The 24,559-nt window shown below is 50.8% G+C and carries 18 protein-coding genes and 1 riboswitch; of the genes, 12 read left to right on the top strand and 6 right to left on the bottom strand.

Annotation, left to right across the window (positions count from 1 at the left end):
* Nucleotides 1-14: 14 nt before the first annotated feature.
* From ACTHRH_RS02290 to ACTHRH_RS02275, 4 genes are all read left to right on the top strand, one after another.
* The gene (locus ACTHRH_RS02290; protein ID WP_440413900.1) at nt 15-4,175 is read left to right on the top strand and encodes a CehA/McbA family metallohydrolase; all 4,161 of its coding nucleotides are present in this window, start codon (nt 15-17) and stop codon (nt 4,173-4,175) included.
* Nucleotides 4,176-4,627: 452 nt separating this feature from the next.
* On the top strand, nt 4,628-5,218 hold the full coding sequence (locus ACTHRH_RS02285) for an RNA polymerase sigma factor (RefSeq protein ID WP_144932773.1): 591 nt from the start codon (nt 4,628-4,630) through the stop codon (nt 5,216-5,218).
* Nucleotides 5,199-6,029 carry an anti-sigma factor gene (locus ACTHRH_RS02280; RefSeq protein WP_144932799.1) on the top strand — a complete coding sequence of 277 codons (831 nt, stop codon included), beginning with the start codon at nt 5,199-5,201 and terminating at the stop codon, nt 6,027-6,029. The genes ACTHRH_RS02285 and ACTHRH_RS02280 overlap by 20 nt, the downstream gene beginning before the upstream one ends.
* A 248-nt stretch (nt 6,030-6,277) precedes the next feature.
* Nucleotides 6,278-7,540 carry an MFS transporter gene (locus tag ACTHRH_RS02275; RefSeq protein WP_186328162.1) on the top strand — a complete coding sequence of 421 codons (1,263 nt, stop codon included), beginning with the start codon at nt 6,278-6,280 and terminating at the stop codon, nt 7,538-7,540.
* A gap of 225 nt (nt 7,541-7,765) precedes the next feature.
* Here the strand turns inward: ACTHRH_RS02275 and ACTHRH_RS02270 are convergent, their stop codons facing one another.
* Complete coding sequence (locus ACTHRH_RS02270; protein WP_440413897.1) at nt 7,766-8,659, bottom strand: AraC family transcriptional regulator; 894 nt, start codon at nt 8,657-8,659, stop codon at nt 7,766-7,768.
* Between the two features lie 191 nt (nt 8,660-8,850).
* On the opposite strand from ACTHRH_RS02270, the gene ACTHRH_RS02265 reads away from it, so the two are divergent.
* From ACTHRH_RS02265 to alr, 6 genes are all read left to right on the top strand, one after another.
* Complete coding sequence (locus ACTHRH_RS02265; protein ID WP_379287177.1) at nt 8,851-9,828, top strand: Gfo/Idh/MocA family protein; 978 nt, start codon at nt 8,851-8,853, stop codon at nt 9,826-9,828.
* A 20-nt stretch (nt 9,829-9,848) separates the two neighbouring features.
* The gene (locus tag ACTHRH_RS02260) at nt 9,849-10,862 is read left to right on the top strand and encodes a Gfo/Idh/MocA family protein (RefSeq protein ID WP_440413894.1); all 1,014 of its coding nucleotides are present in this window, start codon (nt 9,849-9,851) and stop codon (nt 10,860-10,862) included.
* A gap of 108 nt (nt 10,863-10,970) precedes the next feature.
* Nucleotides 10,971-11,825 (top strand): sugar phosphate isomerase/epimerase family protein, encoded by an 855-nt coding sequence (locus tag ACTHRH_RS02255; RefSeq protein WP_440413892.1) that lies wholly within the window; start codon nt 10,971-10,973, stop codon nt 11,823-11,825.
* Nucleotides 11,826-13,462: 1,637 nt separating this feature from the next.
* Entirely contained in the window at nt 13,463-14,548 is a 1,086-nt protein-coding gene (locus ACTHRH_RS02250; protein ID WP_440413890.1) for a D-alanine--D-alanine ligase, read from the top strand.
* Entirely contained in the window at nt 14,548-15,945 is a 1,398-nt protein-coding gene (locus ACTHRH_RS02245; protein ID WP_440413888.1) for a UDP-N-acetylmuramoyl-tripeptide--D-alanyl-D-alanine ligase, read from the top strand. Before ACTHRH_RS02250 ends, ACTHRH_RS02245 begins: the two co-directional genes overlap by 1 nt.
* Nucleotides 15,935-17,116, top strand: a complete 1,182-nt coding sequence (gene alr, locus ACTHRH_RS02240; RefSeq protein WP_440413886.1) for an alanine racemase — start codon at nt 15,935-15,937, stop codon at nt 17,114-17,116. The genes ACTHRH_RS02245 and alr overlap by 11 nt, the downstream gene beginning before the upstream one ends.
* A 197-nt stretch (nt 17,117-17,313) precedes the next feature.
* Here the strand turns inward: alr and ACTHRH_RS02235 are convergent, their stop codons facing one another.
* The 4 genes from ACTHRH_RS02235 to ACTHRH_RS02220 are packed head-to-tail and all read right to left on the bottom strand — an operon-like array spanning nt 17,314 to nt 19,770.
* The gene (locus ACTHRH_RS02235) at nt 17,314-17,442 is read right to left on the bottom strand and encodes a hypothetical protein (protein ID WP_260982238.1); all 129 of its coding nucleotides are present in this window, start codon (nt 17,440-17,442) and stop codon (nt 17,314-17,316) included.
* 31 nt (nt 17,443-17,473) lie between these two features.
* Complete coding sequence (locus ACTHRH_RS02230; protein WP_440413884.1) at nt 17,474-17,824, bottom strand: hypothetical protein; 351 nt, start codon at nt 17,822-17,824, stop codon at nt 17,474-17,476.
* A gap of 57 nt (nt 17,825-17,881) precedes the next feature.
* The gene (locus ACTHRH_RS02225) at nt 17,882-19,150 is read right to left on the bottom strand and encodes an S-adenosylmethionine decarboxylase related protein (RefSeq protein WP_144941688.1); all 1,269 of its coding nucleotides are present in this window, start codon (nt 19,148-19,150) and stop codon (nt 17,882-17,884) included.
* A 41-nt stretch (nt 19,151-19,191) separates the two neighbouring features.
* Complete coding sequence (locus ACTHRH_RS02220) at nt 19,192-19,770, bottom strand: SET domain-containing protein (RefSeq protein ID WP_144941690.1); 579 nt, start codon at nt 19,768-19,770, stop codon at nt 19,192-19,194.
* Between the two features lie 273 nt (nt 19,771-20,043).
* Nucleotides 20,044-20,183, top strand: a riboswitch (cyclic di-AMP (ydaO/yuaA leader).
* 253 nt (nt 20,184-20,436) lie between these two features.
* On the opposite strand from ACTHRH_RS02220, the gene ACTHRH_RS02215 reads away from it, so the two are divergent.
* Nucleotides 20,437-21,618, top strand: coding sequence for a KamA family radical SAM protein (locus ACTHRH_RS02215; RefSeq protein WP_144941692.1), 1,182 nt, complete (start codon nt 20,437-20,439; stop codon nt 21,616-21,618).
* Between the two features lie 247 nt (nt 21,619-21,865).
* Here ACTHRH_RS02215 and ACTHRH_RS02210 read toward each other — a convergent pair whose 3' ends face one another.
* A complete protein-coding gene (locus tag ACTHRH_RS02210; protein ID WP_144941694.1) occupies nt 21,866-22,996 on the bottom strand; it encodes a PsbP-related protein in 1,131 nt (376 codons plus the stop codon).
* Between the two features lie 376 nt (nt 22,997-23,372).
* On the opposite strand from ACTHRH_RS02210, the gene ACTHRH_RS02205 reads away from it, so the two are divergent.
* Nucleotides 23,373-24,404, top strand: coding sequence for a DUF4261 domain-containing protein (locus ACTHRH_RS02205; RefSeq protein WP_144941791.1), 1,032 nt, complete (start codon nt 23,373-23,375; stop codon nt 24,402-24,404).
* Nucleotides 24,405-24,559 lie beyond the last annotated feature (155 nt).

Raw genomic sequence — 24,559 nt, 5'->3', positions numbered from 1 at the left:
AGAGGAGGAAGAACATGGGATCGCGATTTTTCTCGAAAGGTGTAGCTGTCATCTTATCGGTGATGTTATTGGCGGGCTCTTTCCCGAGCGGGTCAGCAGGCGCTGCCCCCGGAAGTGCAGAAAATAGTAATGAGAGCTCTGCTCTCGATATCTCACAGGAGGGCAACGGGAGGGGGTTCAGCGACATTGTGGCGGGGAATGGCGAAATCTCCGTTACGGAAGCGAGCTATGGGGCGGATAGCCGCAGAGTTTCCGAAACAAGCGCCGTACCGGAGCTGCCGGATTCCACCACCGCTGTAGCGGGGAAGACCGGTGGCGACCCCGGATTTACTTATGCTGTTGGGGCCAGAGATTGGGTAGAGGGCAAAGATTACTATTTTATTGAAAACGATCAGGTCAAGCTAACCATCGGGACGGACAGATTATCGACCAATGATCCTGTAGACACAAGCGACGAAGCGACCGGCAATAACAAATGGGGGACCTTGACACCCGGCCATATGATGGATGCCGCCCCTAAATTCAACATGCGGGACAACCTGGATTATACGGAGTTTGTGCTTAGCAAGAACGTCGGGAGGACGTGGTGGTATCCGACCGAAAAGCTGAGCATGCCGAATATTCAAGTGGCGGATCACACGGTTGTGGCCGATGGAACTTGGGACAGCGATCCGAGCGTCAAAGCCCAGGTTACTTACTCGATTGTCGAAAATTCCCCCCTGATTAAAATGAAAGTCAAGCTGATCAACGAGGGGACCGCCGATTTCTCCGGACATCTTGCCTATATCATTGATCCGGAGGAGGCGCTTGAGCAGCAGAGCTATGTTCCCGGCTGGGGCTGGAGAGGCGGCCAGGTCAGCGAATATATCACCTCCGGCTGGAATAATAACTACATTTTCAACGGAATACAGGATAAATATACCGGACATACAGCTCATGCGATCATTTGGCCGGACGATCAGCAGCCCTCGGCGCTCATCCCGGAAGGATATATATCCGGTGCCTGGTTTAAGGTGACTTTGCCTGTCCGCGGGACCAAGGAACTGGTGATCTATCATCTGCCGCATAACCCGGGCCCGGCCTATGAAGCGTATCAGACTGCGGAGTTTTGGGCCAATGTCGTGAAGCAGGGAATCGATCCGGCAGCGATTGGCCAAATAACGGGTCAGGTCACCGATTCCGAGGGCCGTCCGTCCGGCGGCGTGGAGATTGAACTCAGAACGGTTGAAGGAGGAAAATATGCCGCGGCCACTACGGACAGCAGAGGAATGTACAGCCTATACGCCGTGAAAGGAGAAGGCTACAGCCTTCACGCCACCAATGGAAGCGAGAATTACGAGCAGCAGTTAGCGGGGGGGGGCGACGGAAATCTGATTCGGGTCGACTTCAACATGACCGCTCCTGTCGGGGAAATTGTAGCGGGCGTGACCCGCGGGGACCCGGGATTTACCTATGAGGGAACATCAAGAGACTGGTGGCCGAAGAACGATTACTATTACATCGAAAGCCCGGACATTAAATTTACGGTCGGGACGGTAAGAACAGCCGGCAAAGACCCGGTGGATTGGAGCAACGACGCTTCCGGGAACAATAAGTGGGGCAGTCTGACCCCCGGTCATATAATGGATGCCGTTCCCAAGCTGACGATGCAGGAGAACCTCGATTTTACGGAATTCGTTCTGAGCGATGACTTGGGTGTAACGCCGGAGGACGAAGCGAACGGCAAGCATATGGAATGGTCTTGGTTTCATCCGCTAACGAAGCTCCAGCTTCCGGATATCCGTCTGGACGGCAATACCATTGTAGCCGACGGGGACTGGGATTCCAATGACGAGATGAAAGCCTCGGTGCGGTATTCCATAGTTGAAGGCACGCCGTTAATTAAGATGGAAATTACGCTCGATAACCGGACGGGAAGCGATTTTAACGGAAATTTCGGGTATATTATCGATCCCGATCAGCCGGGAGAGCAGCATAGCTACCTGCCGGGAAGAAATTGGGTGTACAGTCAGGAGAAGAATGCGATCAGAAGCGGATGGACAGATAACTATCTGTTCAACGGAATCAACAACGCCTTCACCGGGAAAACAGCCCATGCGATCCTCTGGCCGAACGAGCAGCAGCCCGAAATCATTATGCATGAGGCTATATTCATGGGGGTTTGGTTCCCGGCGGTGATCCCCGACGGCGAGAGCCAAAGCTATGTGATCTACCATTTGCCTCATGTCGCCGGCCCTGCGGATAAGCCCTACGCCGCGGCAGAATTCTGGGCGCAATTCATCCGGGATCATGGTCAGGCCGAAGAGTACGGGAGCATAACCGGCTCAGTGACGGATGAGGCGGGGGCCCCTGTGCCTTTTACAGAAATAGTGGCTGCGGACGAGAACGGAGCCCTCTACGCAAGAGCGGTAACTAATCGTGAGGGCAAATACCAGATTTTTGCGAAGAAGGGCGTCTATCGGATCACTCCTGTAAATGAAGAGTACTCGGTAGAAGGCCGAATCGTCGAAATTGGGGAGATAAGAAGGATACAAGCGGACTTTACGATGAAAAAGTATGCGGAGGTCAGGGTTGAGCTGCCTTCGGAACTCGTGGCGGAGACACCGTTTGAGATCACAATGACCGTGCAGAATCTGACCGATGCCCCTTTGCAAAATGTTGCCCTGGAGGTACATCCTCCATATTTTGTCCATTTGCTGGACGAGGGAAGCCTGGAAATCCCGGTTATCGATGCCCGTGCGCAGGCGGTAAGGAAGGTCCGTGCGGTGGCGTTGGAAGGCGGAAGGTCTGTTATCCAGGCCAAAGTATCCACAGATATTTTTAATCTGACGGGCACTAGCAGCTTTGATGTCCGCAGGGCAGGGTATTATGGCGGAGACAATCATTCCCATACGAAGCACAGTGACGGAGTTCATACCGTAGCCGAAAACTCCGCCAGCGTTTATAATAACCGGCTGTTGTCCTGGCTATGGAGCTCCGATCATAATACCGACTCGCAGGGGCCGGATACGGATGCGGTTACCGAGAGCTATAACGGACGCTTCCTCAGTCTACCGGCTGCGGAAATCACTACGAAATCAGGCCATGCGCTGGCCTTCGGAATAAACGGCGTCCCGAGATATGACATTAACGACCCGGAATCCGGCTACAGCTGGCAGGACAGCATCGATGAAGTGACAGGCCAAGGCGGTCTGTTCTATATCGCCCATCCCTTCGACCAAACCTATACGTTCCGGAATCCGTATCAGTGGACGGGGTTTACCGGGGTGGAAGTGTGGAACGGCACCTGGCACGCCCTGGACAACGGAGTGAATGAGCGGGCGTTCCGTTTCTGGGACGAAATCAATATTCGCGGAGACGGGAAATATTACGGAATCGCCAACTCCGACGGCCATACCAAAGATAAAGTAGGAGATCCTTATATCAAAGGCAAGATAGGGGGGCTTTCCAAGCAGAATGTTCTGGAGCTGCTGAGGAACGGAGGCTATTACGGCTCCAATGGACCGGAGCTCAGATTCAGCATCGGCGGAGTCGACATGGGAGGAACCCTTCAACTGGAAAGCGCCGGCCATATGCCGTTTCAGCTTCAGGCCTTTGATCCTAACTCTAATCTGACCAGCGTCCGCGTCATTAAATATCCGGTAACCGGTGATATCGCGGATTATGCCCGCAGAGAGATTGTTTTTGAAGAGGACCTTACGGGCCGGCAAACGAACACCTTCTCCAAGACGATTCCTTTGCCTGTGACGGATAAGGAATTTTACCGTATGGAGGTGCGCAGTGAGAAGGCACAGGAGAATAGCTCCGGCATCGGCCCTTTGGCCGGCACGGGCTTCGCTTTTTCCAATCCGGTCTGGGTGGAGCTCTCCGGTTCTTCCAACTCTGCGGCCATCGAGTCCATTTCTTATAAAAATAAAACCAAGTATAAGCTGCTCCCGACATTCGGGGTGAACCGCTTGGAGGTGTATGACAACCGTTTCGATCCTAAGAAGCTGTCGGTCATCACAAGCAGCGGGGCAAAAGAAACGTCCATCCATTATACCGAGCTGGTGAGCGGCACCAGAAGCGTCGGTCTGCTGAAGATAAGCGTGACGGCCAAGGATGGAACGCGGAAAGATTATTCCTACGTGGTGGACACCATTAGTGTTCGGGATAAACAAAATCAAGGGCGATAATGGTCTCGGTCTTACAATCAAAAACAAACGATAAAATCACCGCTTGCCTCTGAGTCCGGCTCCGTTAGGCAGATAGTTAGGGAAAAGATCAGCTGACTCAAGCACCTCGGTTACCACATAGTTCAAAGAAACCTCAGAACCCGCAATACATGGGCTTCTGAGGTTTTTTTGCACGGAAATGATTGTATCATCGCAGGCTTTTGGTTTAAATAATCAATAAACGGTTGTGCTTCTTTTCTATTATCGGTATGCTTGGCAAGAGCAATCAGATTTGTCCGGTACAGCTTCTCCAGGTCAAGCGGCTCGATCCATTCGGACCCGTGCTGCCGCCGTAAGGAAAGACTGACCGGTTTGCTTTTCCGGAAAATGATTTACCCCCAAAATAACGAATGCTATAAACGGTTATGCCGTTTTTGATGTGTCTTATAAGATGGCAGGAAGGAGGACCGCTGATGCGGAATATGACGGACGAGCAGCTGATGGATCTGGTAAGGGACAAGTCCCGTGCGGCTCTGGAAGAATTGTATGACCGCTATGTGCGTCTCGTTTATTCGTTTGCCTTGAAGGCCTCGCAGAATGAACAGACGGCCAGGGAAATCGTTCAACTGGTCTTTACCCGATTGTGGTCTACGGAGAAAGGATACCATTCGCACAAAGGGCGGTTCGCCAGTTGGCTGCTTACGGTCACCCGCAACCTGACGATGGATTATATCCGGAAACAGAGAAATGCGTACAAGACCGTTCTAATCGATGAAGAGGATTGGGAGCGGATGCCATCCCGTTCTTCCAACCCGACAGGAAACGCAGAGCTGCGCAAAATGATCAGACGGCAAATAAGTGAGGCCTATCGCTGGCTGTCCGCCAGTCAAATCGAGTTGCTTCAGCAGTTGTACTGGGAAGGTTATTCGCTTGCGGAAATTGCACGGATGCAGGGTGAGCCGCTTGGTACGGTGAAGAGCCGGCTTCATCAAACGTTAAAAATATTGCGCAAACATCTGAAGATGGAATGGGAGGGGGGAAGATATGGATCACCGGAACGATGAATGTTCTCTGCTCATAGCCTATGTCGCCGGAGAATGTGGAGAGGAAGACCGGGTACGCTTTGAGCGGCATTTGCTGTACTGCCTTGCCTGCCGGCAAGAAGCGCGGGAGTTAAAGCAGGTCTGGACGGCATTGGCTTTGCAAGCAGAGGAAGAGGAAGTGCCGGCGGATTTGAAGACGCAGGTGATAAGTTCTCTATTTCCCGATGAGCAAACAGAGCCGAAACCGGAGCCGATCCCAGCCCTTGTCCCTGCCTTCCAACTCTCCCGTGTGGAGACTGCCCGCAGACGGAAAGAGGAGCGGCGCCGGGCGAGATGGAAATGGGAGCGTTATGCTCCGCGGTTCTATAAATCTGCCTCGGTCTTGCTAATTGGGGCGCTTCTGGTCTCCCTGAGCGGGAATGTCAAGATGCACGAGCAACTGACGGCTGTACGGGAGCCCTCCCGGCCTGCTGTTGTGGCGGCGCACCCGGTCCCCACGCAAGTAATCAAGATTTATAATCTGAAATCGACGGATGCCTCCATGGATACGGCCGAAGGCACAGTCTGGCTGTTGAGGCAGGGGGCGGAGGTAGAGATCGTCGGCAGCTTCGCAGGACTGGCGGCCAATCAGGCAGGGGACGCTTATCAGGTCTGGCTCATTCACGAAGGGGAGCGGCAGAGTGCCGGGACGTTCCAGGTGGATGCGCTGGGCCGTGGCGCGATTGCGTACCATATGGATAGTCCGGATTTGCCGTTCGATTCGATAGACATAACCTTGGAGCCGGACTCCCATGGATCGGTGCCGAGAGGCAAGACAGTGTTAGGTACTTAGCGGATTGCGGACTCTGCTGAATAGGAAGAACTAATAATAGAAACGAAAATTTTAGTTGATCAATCCGGATGCTTTGAATTACAATATCTGTTAATAAAGCTACCTTTAAAACCGGGTTATTCATTTGTGGAAATAGCTCCGTGAGGAGCTTTTCTTATTGCGCGTAAACTCTTAAAGGAGGTGAGACGGTGGTCCTCCTGATTGCTTACGCCCCCAAGTAAAAAATTCAATTACTTGGGGGGAGACCATTGTCCGTTTGGAAATTATTATCGGGGCATCATGTATTCAGGCGTTATTTGACCGCGCTGTTAATTTGGGATTTGACGAAGTGGATCTTGGCCGCCGTCATTCCGTTGTTTTTAAACGACCGATACGGTATAGGCAAAGAATTTGTCTCGGGAATGGTTATGGAGCTGCTTCCGGGAATAGTGCTCGGCCCGATCGTCGGGGTGTGGATTGATCGGTGGGGGGCCAAGCGGATGACAACGTTGGATGTGCTATCGTACAGCCTGCTCATTGCCATTCTGCCGTTTACACAGCAATTATGGCATGTTCAGTTCGCACTGCTGGCCATAGGTATTTCACAGACGATCGGCTCGCCGGCTTCCTTGACCCTGCGCGCATCGGTCATTCCTAAAGGGGAAGAAATCCAGGGCAATTCCTTGGTGCTGGGGATCGACAGGCTGTCTAAAATTGTCGGCCCGCTGCTTGGGAGCCTGATGATTATTATCCTCGATTATACGAAGGTCATGCTGATCTGTTCGGTAATGGGGCTGCTGTCGTTTGTGTTATTTAGTATGGTACATGTCCCGGAGAGAAGGAAAACGCAGAATTCCACACATCAAGGGACGGGATTCAATCGGGAGATGCTTCGTCTGCTGTTTAAAGACCGGCTCATCTTGGGCCTGGTGATCACGGCACTCGGTTACTCGCTTACTCTCGGAATATTGAAACTGTATCTGCTTACGACAGCGGGCAGTTATGGGAACGTGGAGCTGTATTGGGGGCTGTTGCTGGCCGCACAAGGCCTGGGTGCTTTGGTGGGAGCCATCGGATGCCATACCGTCATCTCCCGTTGTCGGAACAGATTTTCCATTACCGCTATCTATATGGTGTTCGGCCTGGGAGAAGCGGTTTTGCTGGCCGGGTTAAGCCTGCCTTTCGGGCTTGTCTGGTCCTTGTTCATCCTGATTGTGGCCGCTATATTCGAAATTATGGCTACGATCATCTATTTTTCGATTCTGCAATCCAGGATCGATCTGGGCATGCAGGGCAGATTTAACAGCATCACGCTGCCTATGCAGGACGCTTCCTATATGGCCGGTTTTTCGCTATTTGGTCTGCTGAATGGAGCGATGGCAGCGAATGGCTTGCTGTGGTTCGGCTTGAGTATCATCCTTCTGTGCCATCTGCCGTTTATGGCGGCATTTTTTAAACATAAGGAGGATGCCGGCGGAGGACTGCCCGAACCCAATTCGAATTCCGGCGGTTCCCGGCAGGCAGAGTCTTAATTGGTCAAGCAAGTCCGACATACCTCAGCTGGTACTGGCTGCAGACGGGGGATTGAAAGCATGGGATTTAATAACGGGCAGCGGTAACGCTGCCCGTTTTATTCATCGCGGGTTATTAATCTTCTATATGACAATTTCGCCTGATCCAATAGACCGCGATTAGGGGTAAGTTTACACGCCGACTCTTATCGGAGTAAGGACGAAATACTTTCGAAGGCATTCCTGTTAAAAAAAGTCCAAAGCTCTCGCTTTAATGCTTTTATCATACTCCGACGGGCTCATGCCGGTACATTTTTTAAAATGTCTGGAAAAATAATGGACGCTGCTGTATCCCAGCTTTTCCGCAATTTGAGTATAATTCATCGTTTCCTCGCGAATGTATTGCTTCGCTTTATCAATCTTCAGTTTGTTCTGGTATTCCGATAAGGTATAGCCCGTTTCCTTCTTGAACAATAATTTCAGGCGAGTGGCCCCGACATGGACATGCCGGCATATTTCTTCCAGGGTCGGGTTTCCGGAGAGATGGTTTTCCATATAGCGCATAACGCTGTTTGCGATGGACGCCTCTGTTTTCTCTTTGGCTCCCGTGGAAAGTCGGGGCTCGCGGCTGAGCAAATTGTCGTTGCGGAACAACTGGATCAGCAGCCATTCCAAATAAATTTTGACCATCTGCTCTGAGCCGAATTCCGCCGGGCTTCTCTTGACCAGAAGCGCCGACTTATTCCCGTAAGAGCGGTCGAATGCGAGCCGTCCTTCATGAAGCAGGGAAGACAGTATCGCTCTTTCGCGATCTCCCAGATGAAAACATTTATCTTTAAAGTAATTCATAGCCGGAGAATGGCACTCGAAGCAGACAATCATGATGTTGGGCGCACTATGCCCGTTTCCTTTCAAGCTATGGATTTCGTTAGGGGTGTAGAATACCAGGTCCCCCTGCCTTAAATGAAGCGTATGCTTTCCCGCCGTAATCTCCGCCTCGCCTTTATCCATATATAAAAACTCCCAAAAATCATGCTTTTCTCCCGGAAAAAACGAGTTCTTGGGCAGTTCCGAATAATGGAAGGAAATAATTTGATTCACCGTGAATTCTTCCTTAAGGCGGAGTCTGACGTAGTGCATTCCAATCACCTCATCTACAGACATTACCTAATATTTTACATCACATTCTGCGGTTTGGAAAACGGTTTCCTCCGGGTGGATTCAATAAAGTCTATGCTGCAAAAATGCAAATAAATCGTCCGGAAAGTTAAAGATTTAGGCGGAGATTTGCTTTAGGATGATAGACAAATGGGACGATAGGGGGAACCGAATTGAGAAAAGTACGGACAGCCGTCGTCGGGCTGAATATGGGCTTGCAGCATGCTTATGCTTATCATGCGGCAGAACAAGCCGAACTGACGTGGGTGGTTGATTTGGAGGAAGAGAAGGCGGCCCGTGTCGCCAAGGAGCTGGGCTGCCGCTATACGACGGATTGGTCAGCGATTATCGAAGATATTGATGCAGTCAGCCTATGCACGCCTCATCATTTACATGCCCCTCAAGCATTGCAGGCCATGGCCGCAGGCAAGCATGTGCTGCTGGAGAAGCCGTTAGCTACGACGAAAGCGGATTCGCTCCGCATCATCCATGCAGCGGAAGAGCACAATGTGGTTTTTATGATGGCTTACATAGTCCGATATTTGCCGATTGTTCGCAGGCTTAAAGAAATCGTGGAGAAGAAGGAATTCGGAGAAGTATTCAGCGCGCAGTGCTGGATACAGGCCTACCTGCCCCCGGCGCCGGGAACCTGGATCTCGCGCAGAGAGACGTTAGGCGGAGGGGTTCTGTTCAGCCATGGGTGTCATTATGTCGACCTGCTCATATGGCTGCTCGGCCATCCGACCATCTCGGCGGCGGTTGGAACGAACCTCGGAACCGAATGGATGGAGGGGGAGGGGACTGCCCACAGCATTATGAAATTTGAAAGCGGCGCTGTCGCCCATCTGGTTACAAGCTGGGGGATGAAATACAAGGAATCTCCGGCCCTGCTTCACCTTCATACTCCCGATGCGCTGATCGCGTTTGACATGAGAACCATAGATGTTATCGATAAGCAGGGAAAAAGGACCGTATTTGGCCCTGTAGATAAAATACCGGAGGACAGGGGAACGAACGCCGTTTTTCAGGTTGAGCATTTTTTGGACTGTATCATTAAAGGCAAAACACCGGAAACGGATGGATGGGAATCCTTGAAGTCCCACCAGGCGATTTGGGACATGTATTCTTTCGAAGAAAACCATAGCCAATAACCCAGGATGAGGTGAATTAAATGATTAAAGCTGGCATTATCGGATGCGGCTTGATGGGAACGCTTCATGCACGGACATTAAGCGGTATGCCCGGGGTGAAGGTGACGGCGGTGCATAACCGGACTAGGGAGAAAGCGGACAGCTTGGCCCAGGAAATTGGTGCATCGGTCTATGATAGAGCCGAAGAGCTGCTGGAGCAGGATTTGGATGCGGTATGGGTGGCGACTCCGGATCATCTTCATGCGGAGCTGGCCAAGGCCGTACTTGAATCCGGCAAGCATTTATTTCTGGAGAAGGCGTTGGCCACTTCCTTGGAGGACGGAATGGACATCGTGGAGGCCGGCAAGAAGCACCCGGAGCTGAAGACGATGGTCGGTTACCCTCTGCGCTTCGATCCGGCCTACCGCAAGCTGAAGGAAGCGTTGATGCGTCCCGAGGCGGGGAAGACTCTGCAAGCCTGGTCCATGAGAACGCATTACCTGGACCCCGGCATGAAGGTATATGATAAATACCGCGACCACTATTATGAAACTCCCGATTGGTATTTTAACGAAGCGGAGGCGAAAGGCCCGATCTATTCGCACGGTTCCCACGATTACGATTTGCTTCAATGGATGTGTGGAGAGGTGGAGAGCGTATTTTCCTATGGCGGGACCTATTTGCTGCCACCGGGCAGCGTCGCTGACGGGTTTACGGTAGCCATCCGCTTCCGGAATGGCGGAATAGCCAGTGTCAGCACACCTTGGATCACACGAGTGGAGTATGATATAACCGGCGTCGCCGCAGAAGGCTTGACTGTTCTGAATAATAACGGGGAAGTAAGGATTCAGGCGGCCGACGGTCCGGAGGAGCGAATAACCTTCACCGGAAATGATATGTGGGAACGGATGAACGGGCATTTCATCGACTGTATCCGGGAAGATAGAAGCCCTATGATCTCTTTGGAGGACGGCTTGCGGGCGATTGCCGTTTCGGAGGCGGCCTACAGGTCTCTTAAAGAAAGACGCGAAGTATATGTGGAGCCGATCGCTTAAGGGACAGCCCGGTAACGGGATGTCCTCTCCATCCCTCGAAGATCGAAGGAGTTTGTTTTATGGGTTCACAAATTATGGAAATAATCGAACGGAAGGAATGGAGCAAAGATGGTGAAGCTGGCCTGTATGACGCTGCCTTATCGGAATGAATCATTGGAGAGAGCATTGGAAGGAATTTCTCGGGCAGGGTATCGATACGTGTCGCTAGGTCTGCCTCATGAAGGAACAGAGGTGCCCGATGAGGACGATTCAACGGCTCCCGGCAGGCTGGTCACTCTTTGTGAACGGTACGGATTGGAGCCGGTATGTCTGGTCGGAACCAATCAGTTGGCGCCGGGACAGCCTATCGAACGAGCGCGCCGCCGCTTTGAGGCCGCCAAGGAGTTGGGCGTGAAGGAAATCTTATCCTTGGGTACATGGGGCTACCATCAATTCCCGGATAGTCCCCTGCCGGAGGAAGAATTAACAAGGACGAACAACCGCTTCGTTACCCGATTTCGGGAAATCGCGGAATGGGCTGAACGTTACGGGATAACGGTGACATTAAAGCCGCATACAGGGAATACGGCGACGGCGGTACATTTGAAGCAGACGTTGGAGGCCATAGGCTCCGACTTCGTGCAGGCCTGCTATGATCCCGGCAATGTCCATTATTATGAAGGAATCCGTTCCGAGGAGGATATGCCGATCATCATTGAACGCCTCTATTCCTTCATTGCCAAGGATCACCGGGGGGCGAGAGCGAACGCCGATTTTCCGGTCCCCGGTGAAGGAGACGTCCGCTTCACGGATTTGTTCCGCCAAATGAAAGAAGCCGGATTTACCGGATCCGTACAGGTGGAAAGAGCGGATGGGGCTCATCCCGGCCCTTGGTCCCCGGAGGAGCTCGATGAGCAGATCCGAAAGGCGAGAACAAGCCTGGAATCTATGCTGAAGGAAGCCGGCTGGTCCGAAGTCTTATAGCCGCGGCGCGCAACCTGAACCTTTGTCAGGGCATGATGCCTTGCGAAGGTTCATTTTTTTTATTCCAAAAGCAGCCTTAAGGTGCTGCCCCATCCGGTTTGCGATTTTCAGCACCGCTCAGCACCGGGGACTTTATGGGCAGCCCGGTCGCCCGCCGGATTGTGTAAAAAGACAATCAAAACTGCAGTTCTTTTTGGGAAAAAGCCGCGCGATACCTTATTCTAAAGCGATAATGCAGGTCTTTTCAGCGATTTTTGCGAAATGGCTCCATTCTGGCAAAAAGACCTGCACATTTGAGCGTCTTTCGCCTTCTTTTTGGAAAAAGGCAGGATTTTAATGCACTTTTGCTCGTCTTTGCGATGTTGTTGCCGACCCGGATGCAAGGTGCTTTCTCTTACTCCTTTGTTCCAATGATTCAAAGGGCAACGATGAAAGAGAAGGGCAAATGTGAATGGAAATTGACCACTAGCCTCGCTATTTTTTCAAAAGCCTTCACGGTTCCTTCACGTTTTGTCCGTTCAGGGCGCTTCTTATTGCATCATTACAATCAGCCGGAACCGTGTCTCATTTACCGTCCATTTGTCTGTTATCCCCTTGGCTCAGTGTCCCGTGCATACCTTCATCGTCTCTTGATCTTAGTCCATTTGCCTATTATCCCCTTCGCTCAGTGTCCCGTGCATACCTTCATCGTCTCTTGATCATGGTCCATTTGTCTGTTATCCCCTTGGCTCAGTGTCCCGTGCATACCTTCATCGTCCCTTGATCATAGTCCATCTGTTTGTTATCCCCTTGGCTCAGTGTCCCGTGTATACCGTCATCGTCCCTTGATCATGGTCCATTTGTCTGTTATCCCCTTCGCTCAGTGTCCCGTGTATACCGTCAACGTCCCTTGATCATGGTCCATCTGTTTGTTATCCCCTTCGCTCAGTGTCCCGTTATACCGTCATCCTACCTTGATTTTGGTCCATTTGTTTGTTATCCCCTCCGCTCAGTGTCCCCCGTGTCACCGTCATCGTCCCCTGATCATGGTCCATTTGTTTGTTATCCCCTCCGCTCAGTGTCGCGTTATACCGTCATCGTCCCTTGATCATGGTCCATCTGTTTATTATCCCCTTCGCTCACTGTCTTCGTGTGAGGGAATTCGGGCTAAATCGTTCAGCGTTTTAAAAGTTATAAAAAATGGTTGAAGTCAAATCAGGTGATGAAACCCGGGTCATCGCTCCTGTCAAACGGGATAATAGTCCCAAGCTTAGAGAGAGGAAGAAATACGAATGAACATCGAGAGGCTGCTTTACGTCAGAGTGTGTCAGAGTGTACACTCACTTCGCTTCGCCCGGATTGCACTCTGCTTCTTTCCTCCCTGGGCTTCACGGTTCGTTTTTTGGCGGGGGGGAGATGAGCCGGGGCCTCTCTGAAGGGGCTTTTGTTAAAGATTATTTCACTTTTCTTTATGTTTTCTTAAGGATTAATTGAATTACTTTTCAGCTCTTTTTCCTATAGTTATTTATACCGGAAGCAGGAGCTCCGGAAATGAGGATACAGAATGGCGCAGCGTGAAGTTCTGTATTCAGAGCTCCATCTAGTTTCTTTTATGAAATACGCACTCCATCAATAATTAATATCCGGGAGGATTAGAGATGACAACGAATCTGTATGTATTATATGGCGGGAAATCGGCGGAGCACGAGGTTTCTCTCTTGACGGCCCTCACGGTGCTGAACGCATTGGACAAGCAAAAATATAATGTTTTTCCCATCTATATTACGAAAGCGGGAATTTGGTGCAGCCTTGGCCTGCTCGATCATGAGCTGACCGACGTCACCGAGCTGCAGGCGGAACACCCGGACACCCGTCCGGCGGCCTCGATAGGCAATCTGCTGTGCAAGCTGTTTTCGGAAGGGACGGAACGGAAGGTCGTTCTTCCTGTGCTTCACGGGACTAACGGGGAAGACGGAACGGTCCAGGGCTTGCTCGAGCTGATGGACGTTCCTTATGTGGGCAACGGAGTTTTGTCCTCCGCCGCCGGGATGGACAAGGTCATCATGAAGGATCTTTTTGCCCAAGCAGGAATTCCGCAAACTGATTATACCGCACTGCTGCAGCATGAATGGCAAAGCGATGCGGAGCGGGAATGCTTGCGGATCGAGGGGAGGATCGGCTATCCCTGCTATGTTAAACCGGCCAACCTTGGCTCCAGTGTGGGCATTAGCCGGTGTGACAACCGCCAAGACTTGTGCCGAGCTGTCCACATAGCGCTGCAGTATGACCGGAAGCTCGTGATCGAGAAGGAAGTGATCGGCCGGGAAATTCAGTTGGCGGTCATCGGCAACGATCACCCGCAATGCTCCGTGGCCGGAGAATTTATTAAGGAACTGGATTTTTTCGATTACGATAAAAAATACAAGAGCGGCCGGCTTATTCAGCAAATCCCCGCCCGCCTGACCGACGATATACACAGCCGGTTGATGGATCTGTCCATTCAGGCCTTTACGGCGTTGGACGGGGCCGGATTGATGAGGGTGGACTTTTTCGTTACCGACGATAATGACATTTATATCAATGAAGTGAATACCCTGCCGGGGTTTACGAAAATCAGCATGTTCCCGACGTTATGGGAAAAAACGAACGGCACCACCTACGCTCAGCTCATTGACAAGCTGATTGAGCTGGCTTTGGAGCGGCATGAGCGGAAGCAGGCACGTAATTACAGGAGGGATGAATAATGATTACCAGAACCTTACGTCAAATAGCGGAAATGATCGGAGCAGACCTGCCCCGGGAGGCCTATCGGAACACGATAGTGCGGGGAGTATCCATAGATACGCGTTCCGTACAGGATGGAAATTTGTTCGTTCCGATCATTGGCGATCGCTTTAACGGTCACAGCTTCGTCAGGGAGGCGCTGTCCGGCGGTGCCGCGGCTGTACTCTGGGACCGCAAGCAATTGGATCCGCCGCAGGACATCCCTCTGGTGCTTGTCGATGATACGGTGGATGCTCTGCAGAGTCTGGCCAAAGCATATCGTCAGCAGCTGGCGGTGAAGGTTATCGGGATTACCGGCAGCAACGGAAAAACATCGACCAAGGATATGCTGGCCGCCGTCCTGTCTGTGAAGTATAAGACTATGAAAACGCCGGGTAATTTGAATAACCATCTGGGCGTTCCATTAACCCTGCTGCGATTGGAAGAGGATACGGAAATGGCCGTTGTAGAGATGGGCATGTCCGGATTGGGGGAAATCTATCGTCTGGCCTCGCTGGCCAAGCCCGATGCAGCGATCATCACTAATGTGAGCGAGGTTCATCTGGGCGATTTGAAGACCCGGGAGCGGATAGTCCAAGCGAAGCTGGAAATTCTATGCGGTCTGCGGAAGAACGGCCTGTTCATCTATAACGGGGATAATCCCCGGTTAACCGACCGGTTGGACGAGCTTACGGTGGAGTTCGAAACCGTATCATTCGGCAGCGGTCGCGGGCAGCAGCTCTATCCTGTCGAATACAGGCTTGAGGACAAGGGGGTCCGCTTCTCCATTAACGATCCTGATTGTCCGCCAATGTTTATCCCGCTTCTCGGCCGGCATCAGGTGATCAATGCGCTGAGCGTCATTGCTGCCGCCCGCCACTTTGGACTTACTTATGAGCAGATCAGGCAAGGATTTCTGCAAGTGGAAGCTACCGGAATGCGCAACGAACTAGTTCAGGCCGGTCGATGCCTGATTATCAACGATGCTTATAAGTCGAACCCTACCAGTTTGCGGGCTGCGCTGGACACCTTATACTCCTTGAATCCGGACAAGCGCAAAATTGCGGTTCTTGGAGATATGGTCGAGCTTGGGGAGGAGTCGGACCGAATGCATCGGGAAATCGGAGAGCAGTTGGACGGGGAGCGACTGAACGCCCTGTACACATTGGGCACCTCGGCGGCACATATTGCCCAAGCGGCCAGGAAAAATATGGAGGAGAGCCGGATTACCAGCTGTATGGATAAAGAGCAATTGGCCGAACTGTTAAAGGAAGAGCTTCATGAGGATTGCATTATGTTAATCAAAGGTTCCAGGGGCTGGCAGCTTGAGGAAGTGGTCGAGACTCTCAGAAAAGAGGCGAGCGGATATGGTGGTTAAACCGAGGTATCGGCATACATGGGCAGATGTGCATCTGGACGCAATCCGCCACAACATTAAGGAAATCCGCAGGCGTCTGCCTCAGAAGACAAAGTTCATGACGGCCGTGAAGGCGGACGGATATGGGCATGGTGCCGTACAGGCGGCGGCCGCCGCTTTACAGGCCGGTTCCGATGCGCTGGCCGTAGGTCTGATCAGCGAGGCGCTGCAGCTTAGGGAAAGCGGCATTCAAGTACCTATTCTCGTACTGACGCCGGCACTTCCGGCCGATGCGGACCTGGCGGCGGAATACGGGATTTCCCTGACGGTTTGCGATGAAGGCTGGCTGAGGGAGATGAGACGGCACAAGCAGAGCCGCAAGCCGCTGCGTGTGCATGTCAAAATGGATACCGGCCTCGGCCGCATCGGCATTCGCCATTTCTCCGAATGGGAAGCGATGGCCCCATATTTGCAGAGTGAAGACCTCATTGTGGAAGGGGTGTATACTCATTTCGCAACAGCCAATCAGGCGGACTCAGATTATTACAAACGGCAATTCAGCCGCTTTAAAGAGATGAGAGGGTGGGTAGCTGATTCCGGTTTTGCCGGCTTTATTGCACATTGCTCCAACAGCGCAGCGGCACTGCAATATCCGGAGTTCTCTCTCGATATGGTGCGGGTAGGGGCTGCTGTCTATGGAATCAATCCATGTGACGGGGAAGTCAAGCGGAGATTGGATGTCGAGCTGAAGCCGACCTTGTCCCTGCATTCGGAAATCGTGCAGGTCAAATATGTAAAGCAGGGCGAAAGCATTGGTTATGACCGTTCCTACACGGCTGTTTGCGACGAGTGGCTGGGCACCGTCTCCATCGGTTATGCGGACGGCTGCTGCAAAGGGTATCAAGGCTTCTATACGCTTGTTGATGGACAAGCGGCTCCGATTGCCGGAAATATTTGCATGGATCAAATCATCATCCGGCTGCCCCGATATTATCCCGTCGGTACACCGGTAACGCTGATCGGGAAGCAAAGGGACAGGGAAATCAAACTGGACGACCTGGCCGATCATATCGGGAGCATCCCCCAGCAAGTTCTGGCCATGATAACCGCCCGGGTGCCCCGGATCTATCGAGGAGCGGAAAGCATGAGCGAGATCATCTCCGCTCGTGCGCTATCCAAAGCTACAGGCTAATCATTAAGAAGAGAAGCGGGGCGGAAGCGCGGGAAGCAGGCCGGCTATGCCGGCGAGGATATGTACAATAATAACCGTCCGACAGCGTATCTGCCGGACGGTTTCTTAATTAAGAACTATGGGCCGGAATCCGCTTAACACTCCACTAGCCTGCTTTACTAGATTAGGATTTGCGGAATCGATGCCAATTGCTTTTCTCAACCTATCCAAAAGTAGGCAACCGTGATGACGACACCGGCGAAAATCAGAAACAGCAATGTCCCTAACAGCTCTCTGTTAATTCGCTTCGGATCGTTCTCATCCACAGGTGGCTTGTTCTGCCGCATGTTCCTCAGGCTCCTTTCTGTATAGAAATGTTCACCGGAACAAATCTATACGGAAGCCCACGAAAGTGGACGTAAACTTGATAGGCATCAGAAATTGCCGATGCCGCAGTTTGAAGATCATTAAATCTGCATAACGAAAATGAAAAAGCGGCAGCAGCTTCTTCCGGAGAAAAATCAGATATAAAACTACAGCGATGAGAACGGCCATTGTAGGCTCGAAGCTTCTGACGACGGAGTGGAGATAGGAATCCGGCTGCCGTGATGACAGCAAAGGATCGCCGATCGTCAAAGGGCCGTCAGACTCGGATATACCCACGGGAATCGAAGCTGCAACAAGCAGAAAGGAAAGCAGCAGAAGTCCCATTCTACCTCTTGAATTCATGGAAGCCACCTGTATCCATATATTTTCCCCATCGTATCATTCCGGGATGGCTGCTGTCTATTCCGTCGGTATTTCTTTGATCCGGTCGGATAACAAACCGTCCGAGGAATGGTTTTCCCCTGTAACAAAATGCTTCATGTAATACGATACATAACTGCCGTAGCGGGAAGCCGAGGCTAGAAGAAGTTCATCTACATAATGCACTCCTGAAGAAAGGCTGTCCAGCATCGCCGCCGAAGCTGCCGCGTACAGTCCGCAAGCGACCTGAAAATAGGTGGCGCTGATTCCGAATTTGCGAAAGATGGAACGATTGTCCAAAACATTATACATATAGCGTTCTTTATCCTCGTATACTAGCAGCACCCCGACCAGGTCCTCGCCCAATAATTCCGCTTCCTCGGGATCGAGCACCCGGTGATGCCAGTCCCATAAATCGTCCACATTGTCCAGATTCGTTCGGATGATATCGGTCATGTATTCGCTGACCCGATAGAGGAAGCCGACCTCCATGTCATACAATTTCCCTAACGTGACAACCTCTTCATGCGGCATAAGGCAGCCGTAGAAGCTTTTGTCCCCAAGGGTGACCTTGAACTCCAGCTCGTACACTTCTCTAAAAATGACGAAAGGAGAACGCCATTTCATAAACACCGGGTAATTTAATATGGCTTCGTCAAGGAAACATTCAGGTGACCAGGAGGAGTAGACGGTGTTGGCTTGAATGACGGACGGATCTCTATAGAAGGAAGTATCCTGTTCTACTATATAACAAGCGAGCGGACGTTCATCGGGGTAACGGTTAATCATCTCTATGGCCATCCACTGGACGACCCCCGGGTTCATTCCCGAGCACAGAATTCCTTTCATATTTGTATACTTATCCCTTGCTTCATCTACAATGCGATATCTTTCCAGCAGGGTGAATCTCTCCACGGCCTCCGTTTCGTCCACCCAAGTATTTTCCAGAGCCGAGTTGATATAGGAAATGCCGAATTCATTGCAGCATTCCAGCATGCCGACGGTATCGGCCCAGGAGACATCAATAACGAGATTGGTCCGGGTATGGAGCAAATGCTCCTTAAAGCGGTCCGTGTCTGCCAAATCGAACGAATGTACGGCCAGTTTGTCAGCCAGGGACGGATATCTTGTCCGGTAATGATTCAATGGTTTCTGCCGGATATCTATCAAATGGATTTGACTGTTCTGAAGAAGGGAGTGGAGTGGGGCGGAAGCGTGTTGACAAGAATGATTTAACAAGGCAAGCAATGCTTTGGCTACCCCTCCGCTGCTTCCGAGCAGGCTTATCACCAAGTTAGTTGCCAATATCGTTCACCTCTTTCATCAAATTCCAGCCAGGCCGAATAAGGCTAAAACGTAGTCAGGATCGAATCCAACGGTCTCAGGCCTGCGGCGACGGCATGGACTTTTTTTCTGAATTTGCGGGGAATGAGATGCTTCAGAGGCTGATCCACCTGATTAAAATATTTGAAGGCTTCCGCGGCCATCTCATCCCACAACCGGTAATAATGCAAATAATCGTCGGGCATGACTATAGTCCGGGAGGTGCCTTCCTCCGGCACACATACAAAGGGCTCCTCATCCCCCAAAATTCCATAATCACTCGTTAACTCTTCGCCGGGATGGATGTCCCTCGCCGCTAATTCCAGTTCATACGCCGTTCCTATACAATTAGGATTAAAGCTGTGATTGATGTATCTTCCGTGGTCCCAGCACAGAACATATTCTCCTTTTTCATTTTGGTAAGCGTATTTGTAGACGATATCCCGCCGCAGCGGTTCCAGAGAATCGACGTAATCCTCGTCCAGAATCATATCTAAGTCATCCAATACCCAAACAATAGTTCCTTTAGGAATAAATTTGGTCGCGAATACGCCGAGCCCTATCTTTTCGTTAACGAAGCGAAGCTCCGTATCCGGATGAATCATACAAACCACCGTCCTCAAAATTTGATAAAGCAATTTAATAGATTTATCTAATAGTAATAGAGTATTTAATAATGAGAGATTTCGTGATAGAAATGGGTCTAGCTATCGCGGAGTCATGCAGGAGCGGAGAAGATAACGGCGAGGGAGGGGCAAAAAATCAATCAGTTAGGGGAGGGGATAATGGCGTTGAGCAGTAAAAGGAAGGGGATGGCCGATTTTGTAAAGGATGGTTGTCAAGGCTTAATGGTTGACAATTTCCTTATTCTGCTATACAATTTGATTACGCTTAATTTCCGATTATCACATCGGAAAGCGGGGGAACCAGTTATTGGGGCGAATCATTGCTTTACGAATGTAGGGAACCATCTTCCCGAGCCCGTCAGCTAACCTCGTCTGCAGTGGATGGGTCAAGACTGATATAGGAGCAAACTTGCTTACACTTTGACCCTTGTAGGGTCTTTTTGTGTATAGGGTCCCGCCGCTGACAGAGATGGGCTTTCCGTCAGGGCGGGACATTTTTGCTTTTATACACTGATTGGAATGGGGTGTTGAACGTGGATACCGAAGAATCGATTCTAAGCGAACCTCCGCCTATAGGCTCTTGGTTCCTGCTCATTACTAAGATAGGAAGAGACACGACTTGAACAGAATAAAGGAGGAATTGGAATGGCCCAGCCGAAGTATATCACCGATATCGACAAGATAACGGCTATACCGGAGGAAGAGAGACAAAAGCTTAAGCAAATAACGGAGAAGTTCGTTTTTCGGGTTAACGACTATTATTTAGGATTAATCAATTGGCAAGATCCCCATGATCCCATTAAGAAGCTGGTAATTCCCAATGAAGGAGAGCTTCTCGAATACGGCCGCTGGGATGCTTCCGACGAGGACACGAATTATGTGGTTCCCGGCTGCCAGCACAAGTATAAGACAACAGCTCTGTTGATTGTGTCGGAGGTTTGCGGCGCTTACTGCCGATATTGCTTCCGCAAACGGCTATTCCGCAACGATGTCAAAGAGGCGATGCTGGATGTAGATCCGGGAATTGAATATATTTCCCGGCATCCCGAAATCAACAACGTCCTGCTGACAGGCGGAGACAGTCTGATTCTCGCCACCTCCAAGCTGAAGATGATTTTCCAACGGCTTCGGGAAATCAAGCACGTCAAAATTATTCGCCTCGGCTCCAAAATCCCCGTTTTTAACCCAATGCGGATATACGAAGACCAGGAATTGCTGGATACGATTCGGACTTATTCGACTCCTGAACAACGAATATATGTAATGGCTCATATTAATCATCCGCGGGAAATTACACCGGAAGCGAAACGGGCATTTCAGGCGCTTCATGAAGCAGGAGCCATTGTTGTCAACCAGACTCCGGTGCTGAGAGGAATTAACGATGACCCTGTCGTTCTGGGAGAATTGTTAGACCAGCTATCCTGGGCGGGCGTCACTCCGTATTATTTCTTTATCAACCGTCCGGTTGCCGGTAACAAAGATTTTGTACTCCCCTTGAAGCGGGCTTACGAGATCGTGGAAGAAGCCAAAGCTCTCACTTCCGGATTGGGTAAGCGTGTGCGCCTCTCGATGAGCCATACTTCCGGCAAAATTGAAATTTTGGCGATTCAGGACGGCAAAGCGTATTTGAAATATCACCAATCCCGAGAGGGGCATTATGGCCGGTTTATGGTATTGGATTGCCCTGACGATGCGGCCTGGTTCGATGATTTGCCGGGCAATGAACAGTATTGGGAGAAGCCCAGGAAGAAAACCGATCAGGTGGTCTCTGTCAATGAGCTCCCCGACATGCCGCAAAGAAGGAGAGCAAGAGTAGCCCAGTCATAATTAATATAGCAGTGATATGAATACGAAGGCGTTCTGTGCTCCGGACTGAGGCAGGCGCCTTCATCGCGTTTTCGGAGCCGGGATTAATCTTCCACCCGGAAAAAAGAGCGAAGGGGTGTTGGTACGCCCCTTCGCTCCTGCTAATGATTTAATAAGTGCCATTGCTTGATAAATTCCGCGGACTGCCGGATATCGTGCAGCCATAAATGCTCCCGCATCGATTCCGAAAGCTCACCGGTTAGTGTAATTACTTCTTAACTTTAAACGTGTTGGTTGCGTCGATATAAGTTTGCTTGTTATCATCCATTTTATTGGCATTCGTCCAGAAAATTACTTGGTGGAAGCCGTTTTCGGATTCTACCAGTGTAAACAGATAAGCGATCTTGACTTTATCCACTTCTCCCCGGACTTCAAACTGGATGCCTTTGTTACCGTTAATATCTGTTTCAACAGGATCGGAATGGACGGCGTTGCCGATGAGAGAACCGTCTGTCTGCATGGACATAATCAAATCGTAGTATTCTTGCAGCGTAAATCCGTCGTCGAAATCTGTCTTGGGCTCGTTAAGAACCATCAGATAGTTCTCGTTTCCTGCAGAGAGATTAAGGGCTTGGAGGTCGGCTTCGTCGTTCAGCCCATTAGCTTCCGTCCAGCCGCCCGGCAGTGTAATTTCCGTCAAGTCTGCACTATCGGTAAGTACGACATCCTTGCCGCTCGTTTTGGAATCCGAACCGTTCCCGGCCGTAGTTTCAACATCATCTTTCAGAACCCGGAAAGAATTAATGACGTTAGTAAATTCTTCCTCGTACTCATCATAGCGTTCATCCAATGTCCAAGCAGCCAATTGATAGAAACGGTTGCCTTTCTCCAGGTATGTAATCAAATAACGGACTTTGATACCGGTAATCTCGGCCGAAATAACGGCTTGTTTTGCGGGGATGCCGTCAATTTGAATATCTTTGGTTTCACTGATTTTTGTATTTTCCGCGGTCATTTCGATGTTCTGATTAGCAACGGTCATGAAATCATCAAGCGTAGTATCGTCAGCAAATTCCGATTTAGCGAATGGAACAGCAATCACGTACTTTTCTTTCACAAGGTTGGCTGCGCCCAGAATGGCCTGCGCGTTTAGCGAGTCATTCTCTTTCCAATCCTTAGGAACAGTAATTTGCACGCTCTCGTCCTTGCTCTTCAGCTCTTTCCCGTCCGCCGCAGGCTTCTGGCTGGCCGTCGGGGAAGCCGAAGGCTCGGTGGATGCCGTAGGACTTGGCGAAGGGTCGGTTGTTGTCGGTGGTTTGTTATCCGAACCGCATCCGGACAAAATTCCCGCTGTTAGGACGGTAGTTGCCAACAGCACGTTCCATTTTTTCTTCATCATCGTACTTAACTCAGCCTTCTTTCTATAAATTGATAAATTAACAACATTTAATACTTTACCTAAAACTGCAAAAAAAAGAAACAGTAAGTTTGAAAAAAGTTATGAAAAATTATTTAACGGCTCCCTGATTATGAATAATTTAGCAGAGGTGGAGACGGATGAATGGCAAAATGCAAGCGGATGTGCTATATGTAGTTTCGGGGCATGAAACGATCCCTGAAGCCGGGGCCGGACCAAGGAGCGGGCTATAGCCTTGCCAATGGGATGGATAAGGCTCCGGAACGGTATCCGTCAGGAATAAGAAGGCTGCAAAGCGGATGTCGGGTGACGGTCCGTTAGAAAAAACATCAGGATAGACAGGAGGAATTTAATGATAATGGGCTGGTTAGATCTATTTCGCAAATGGAGCAAAAGCAAAGAGCAAGTGACGGAGGAAGCTCATGAACCCGCAGAAGCACCGGTGAAGCAGGAGCAGGAGCAGGAGACGATCGTGAAGTCCAAAGAGGAATTCCCCGGCTTCGCTCCTGTATGGATGGTGGAACTTCTGTACCGGCACAAGCCAATTCTGAATCAAGAACGGTTATACGCAAAGATGCAGAAATATACCGGGGAAGCCAGGCTCGACGAACATGCTCCTAAGGGTGCGCGGGATCGGGATCCGGTCGTATCGGAGGCCCATTCCGGCGAGCGGACGCGGCAAGATTTCGAACCTCTCTTATTCTATCATTCCAACTATATGGTCCAATACCGCGATGGAGTCGTTCCTGCGCAAACTTGTATCTTACCCTCTGAGCGTCCGCCGGAAGCGGCCTTGTATGAAGCTGCACTGCAGCAATCGTGGCATTGGCCGGATGCCCGCCAAGTGGTCGGAGGCTGCCGTTATTCCTTGCTGCTGACCGATTTCTGCGCGGAAGGACTGAACTATAAAGAAAGATTGAAACTGTTTCAGAGCGCTCTGTGCGCTCTTCTGGAAACGGCGCCTTGCGAGGCCATCTATTGGAAAACAAGCGGCAAGCTCGTTCAGCCCGAGGAATATTTACGGGCAATTTCTGAAGGGGAATGGCTGCACGGGGCTATGAACGTGCGATTATACAAGGCGGAAGGGGACGGGACAGGCCAGCCGGAAATGCTCGTCGATACATGCGGTCTTGCCGCGATGGGGGTGCCTGACCTGCAGTGTCATTTTACCGGTCTTGATCCGAATGAAGTAGCCACCATACTCGTCGATCTCGCCTATTATTTGTATGAAAGGGGCGACATCATTCGAGACGGGGAAACGATCGGTTCCGCAGAGAGCCAGCGTTGGCGCTGCGAGCATCAGCACTCGTTAAATGAACCGCGAAGGCGTGTGATCGACCTCAACCCGGGTGAGCCTTATTCCGCAGGAGGGCAGCTTCATGGCCGTTAAAGAGACGGCTGGAATAGCAGGAGAATTATTTACCTCAACGGCGATGTCCGTTATGTAAATCTATGAAAATATAAATATGCCAAAATGCCTCTTGATTGTTACAGAGAAACATTGTATATTACGTTAGGAGACTATATTTAGTGTTCATCTTCGAC

Origin of the sequence: Paenibacillus sp. SAFN-117, assembly GCF_051966115.1 — a bacterium.
In the GTDB taxonomy this organism is placed as follows: Bacteria; Bacillota; Bacilli; order Paenibacillales; family NBRC-103111; genus Paenibacillus_L; species Paenibacillus_L residui.
Note: the sequence above shows the minus strand (reverse complement) of the source record. Positions and strands in the feature narration are given on the sequence as shown.

Excerpts from the sequence above, each read along its gene's own strand:
- ACTHRH_RS02290 (WP_440413900.1), top strand. The coding sequence starts at position 15 with ATGGGATCGCGATTTTTCTCGAAAGGTGTAGCTGTCATCTTATCGGTG.
- ACTHRH_RS02285 (WP_144932773.1), top strand. The coding sequence starts at position 4,628 with ATGCGGAATATGACGGACGAGCAGCTGATGGATCTGGTAAGGGACAAG.
- ACTHRH_RS02280 (WP_144932799.1), top strand. The coding sequence starts at position 5,199 with ATGGATCACCGGAACGATGAATGTTCTCTGCTCATAGCCTATGTCGCC.
- ACTHRH_RS02270 (WP_440413897.1), bottom strand. The coding sequence starts at position 8,659 with ATGCACTACGTCAGACTCCGCCTTAAGGAAGAATTCACGGTGAATCAA.
- ACTHRH_RS02260 (WP_440413894.1), top strand. The coding sequence starts at position 9,849 with ATGATTAAAGCTGGCATTATCGGATGCGGCTTGATGGGAACGCTTCAT.
- ACTHRH_RS02255 (WP_440413892.1), top strand. The coding sequence starts at position 10,971 with ATGGTGAAGCTGGCCTGTATGACGCTGCCTTATCGGAATGAATCATTG.
- ACTHRH_RS02250 (WP_440413890.1), top strand. The coding sequence starts at position 13,463 with ATGACAACGAATCTGTATGTATTATATGGCGGGAAATCGGCGGAGCAC.
- ACTHRH_RS02245 (WP_440413888.1), top strand. The coding sequence starts at position 14,548 with ATGATTACCAGAACCTTACGTCAAATAGCGGAAATGATCGGAGCAGAC.
- alr (WP_440413886.1), top strand. The coding sequence starts at position 15,935 with ATGGTGGTTAAACCGAGGTATCGGCATACATGGGCAGATGTGCATCTG.
- ACTHRH_RS02235 (WP_260982238.1), bottom strand. The coding sequence starts at position 17,442 with ATGCGGCAGAACAAGCCACCTGTGGATGAGAACGATCCGAAGCGAATT.
- ACTHRH_RS02230 (WP_440413884.1), bottom strand. The coding sequence starts at position 17,824 with ATGAATTCAAGAGGTAGAATGGGACTTCTGCTGCTTTCCTTTCTGCTT.
- ACTHRH_RS02220 (WP_144941690.1), bottom strand. The coding sequence starts at position 19,770 with ATGATTCATCCGGATACGGAGCTTCGCTTCGTTAACGAAAAGATAGGG.
- ACTHRH_RS02215 (WP_144941692.1), top strand. The coding sequence starts at position 20,437 with ATGGCCCAGCCGAAGTATATCACCGATATCGACAAGATAACGGCTATA.
- ACTHRH_RS02210 (WP_144941694.1), bottom strand. The coding sequence starts at position 22,996 with ATGATGAAGAAAAAATGGAACGTGCTGTTGGCAACTACCGTCCTAACA.
- ACTHRH_RS02205 (WP_144941791.1), top strand. The coding sequence starts at position 23,373 with ATGGGCTGGTTAGATCTATTTCGCAAATGGAGCAAAAGCAAAGAGCAA.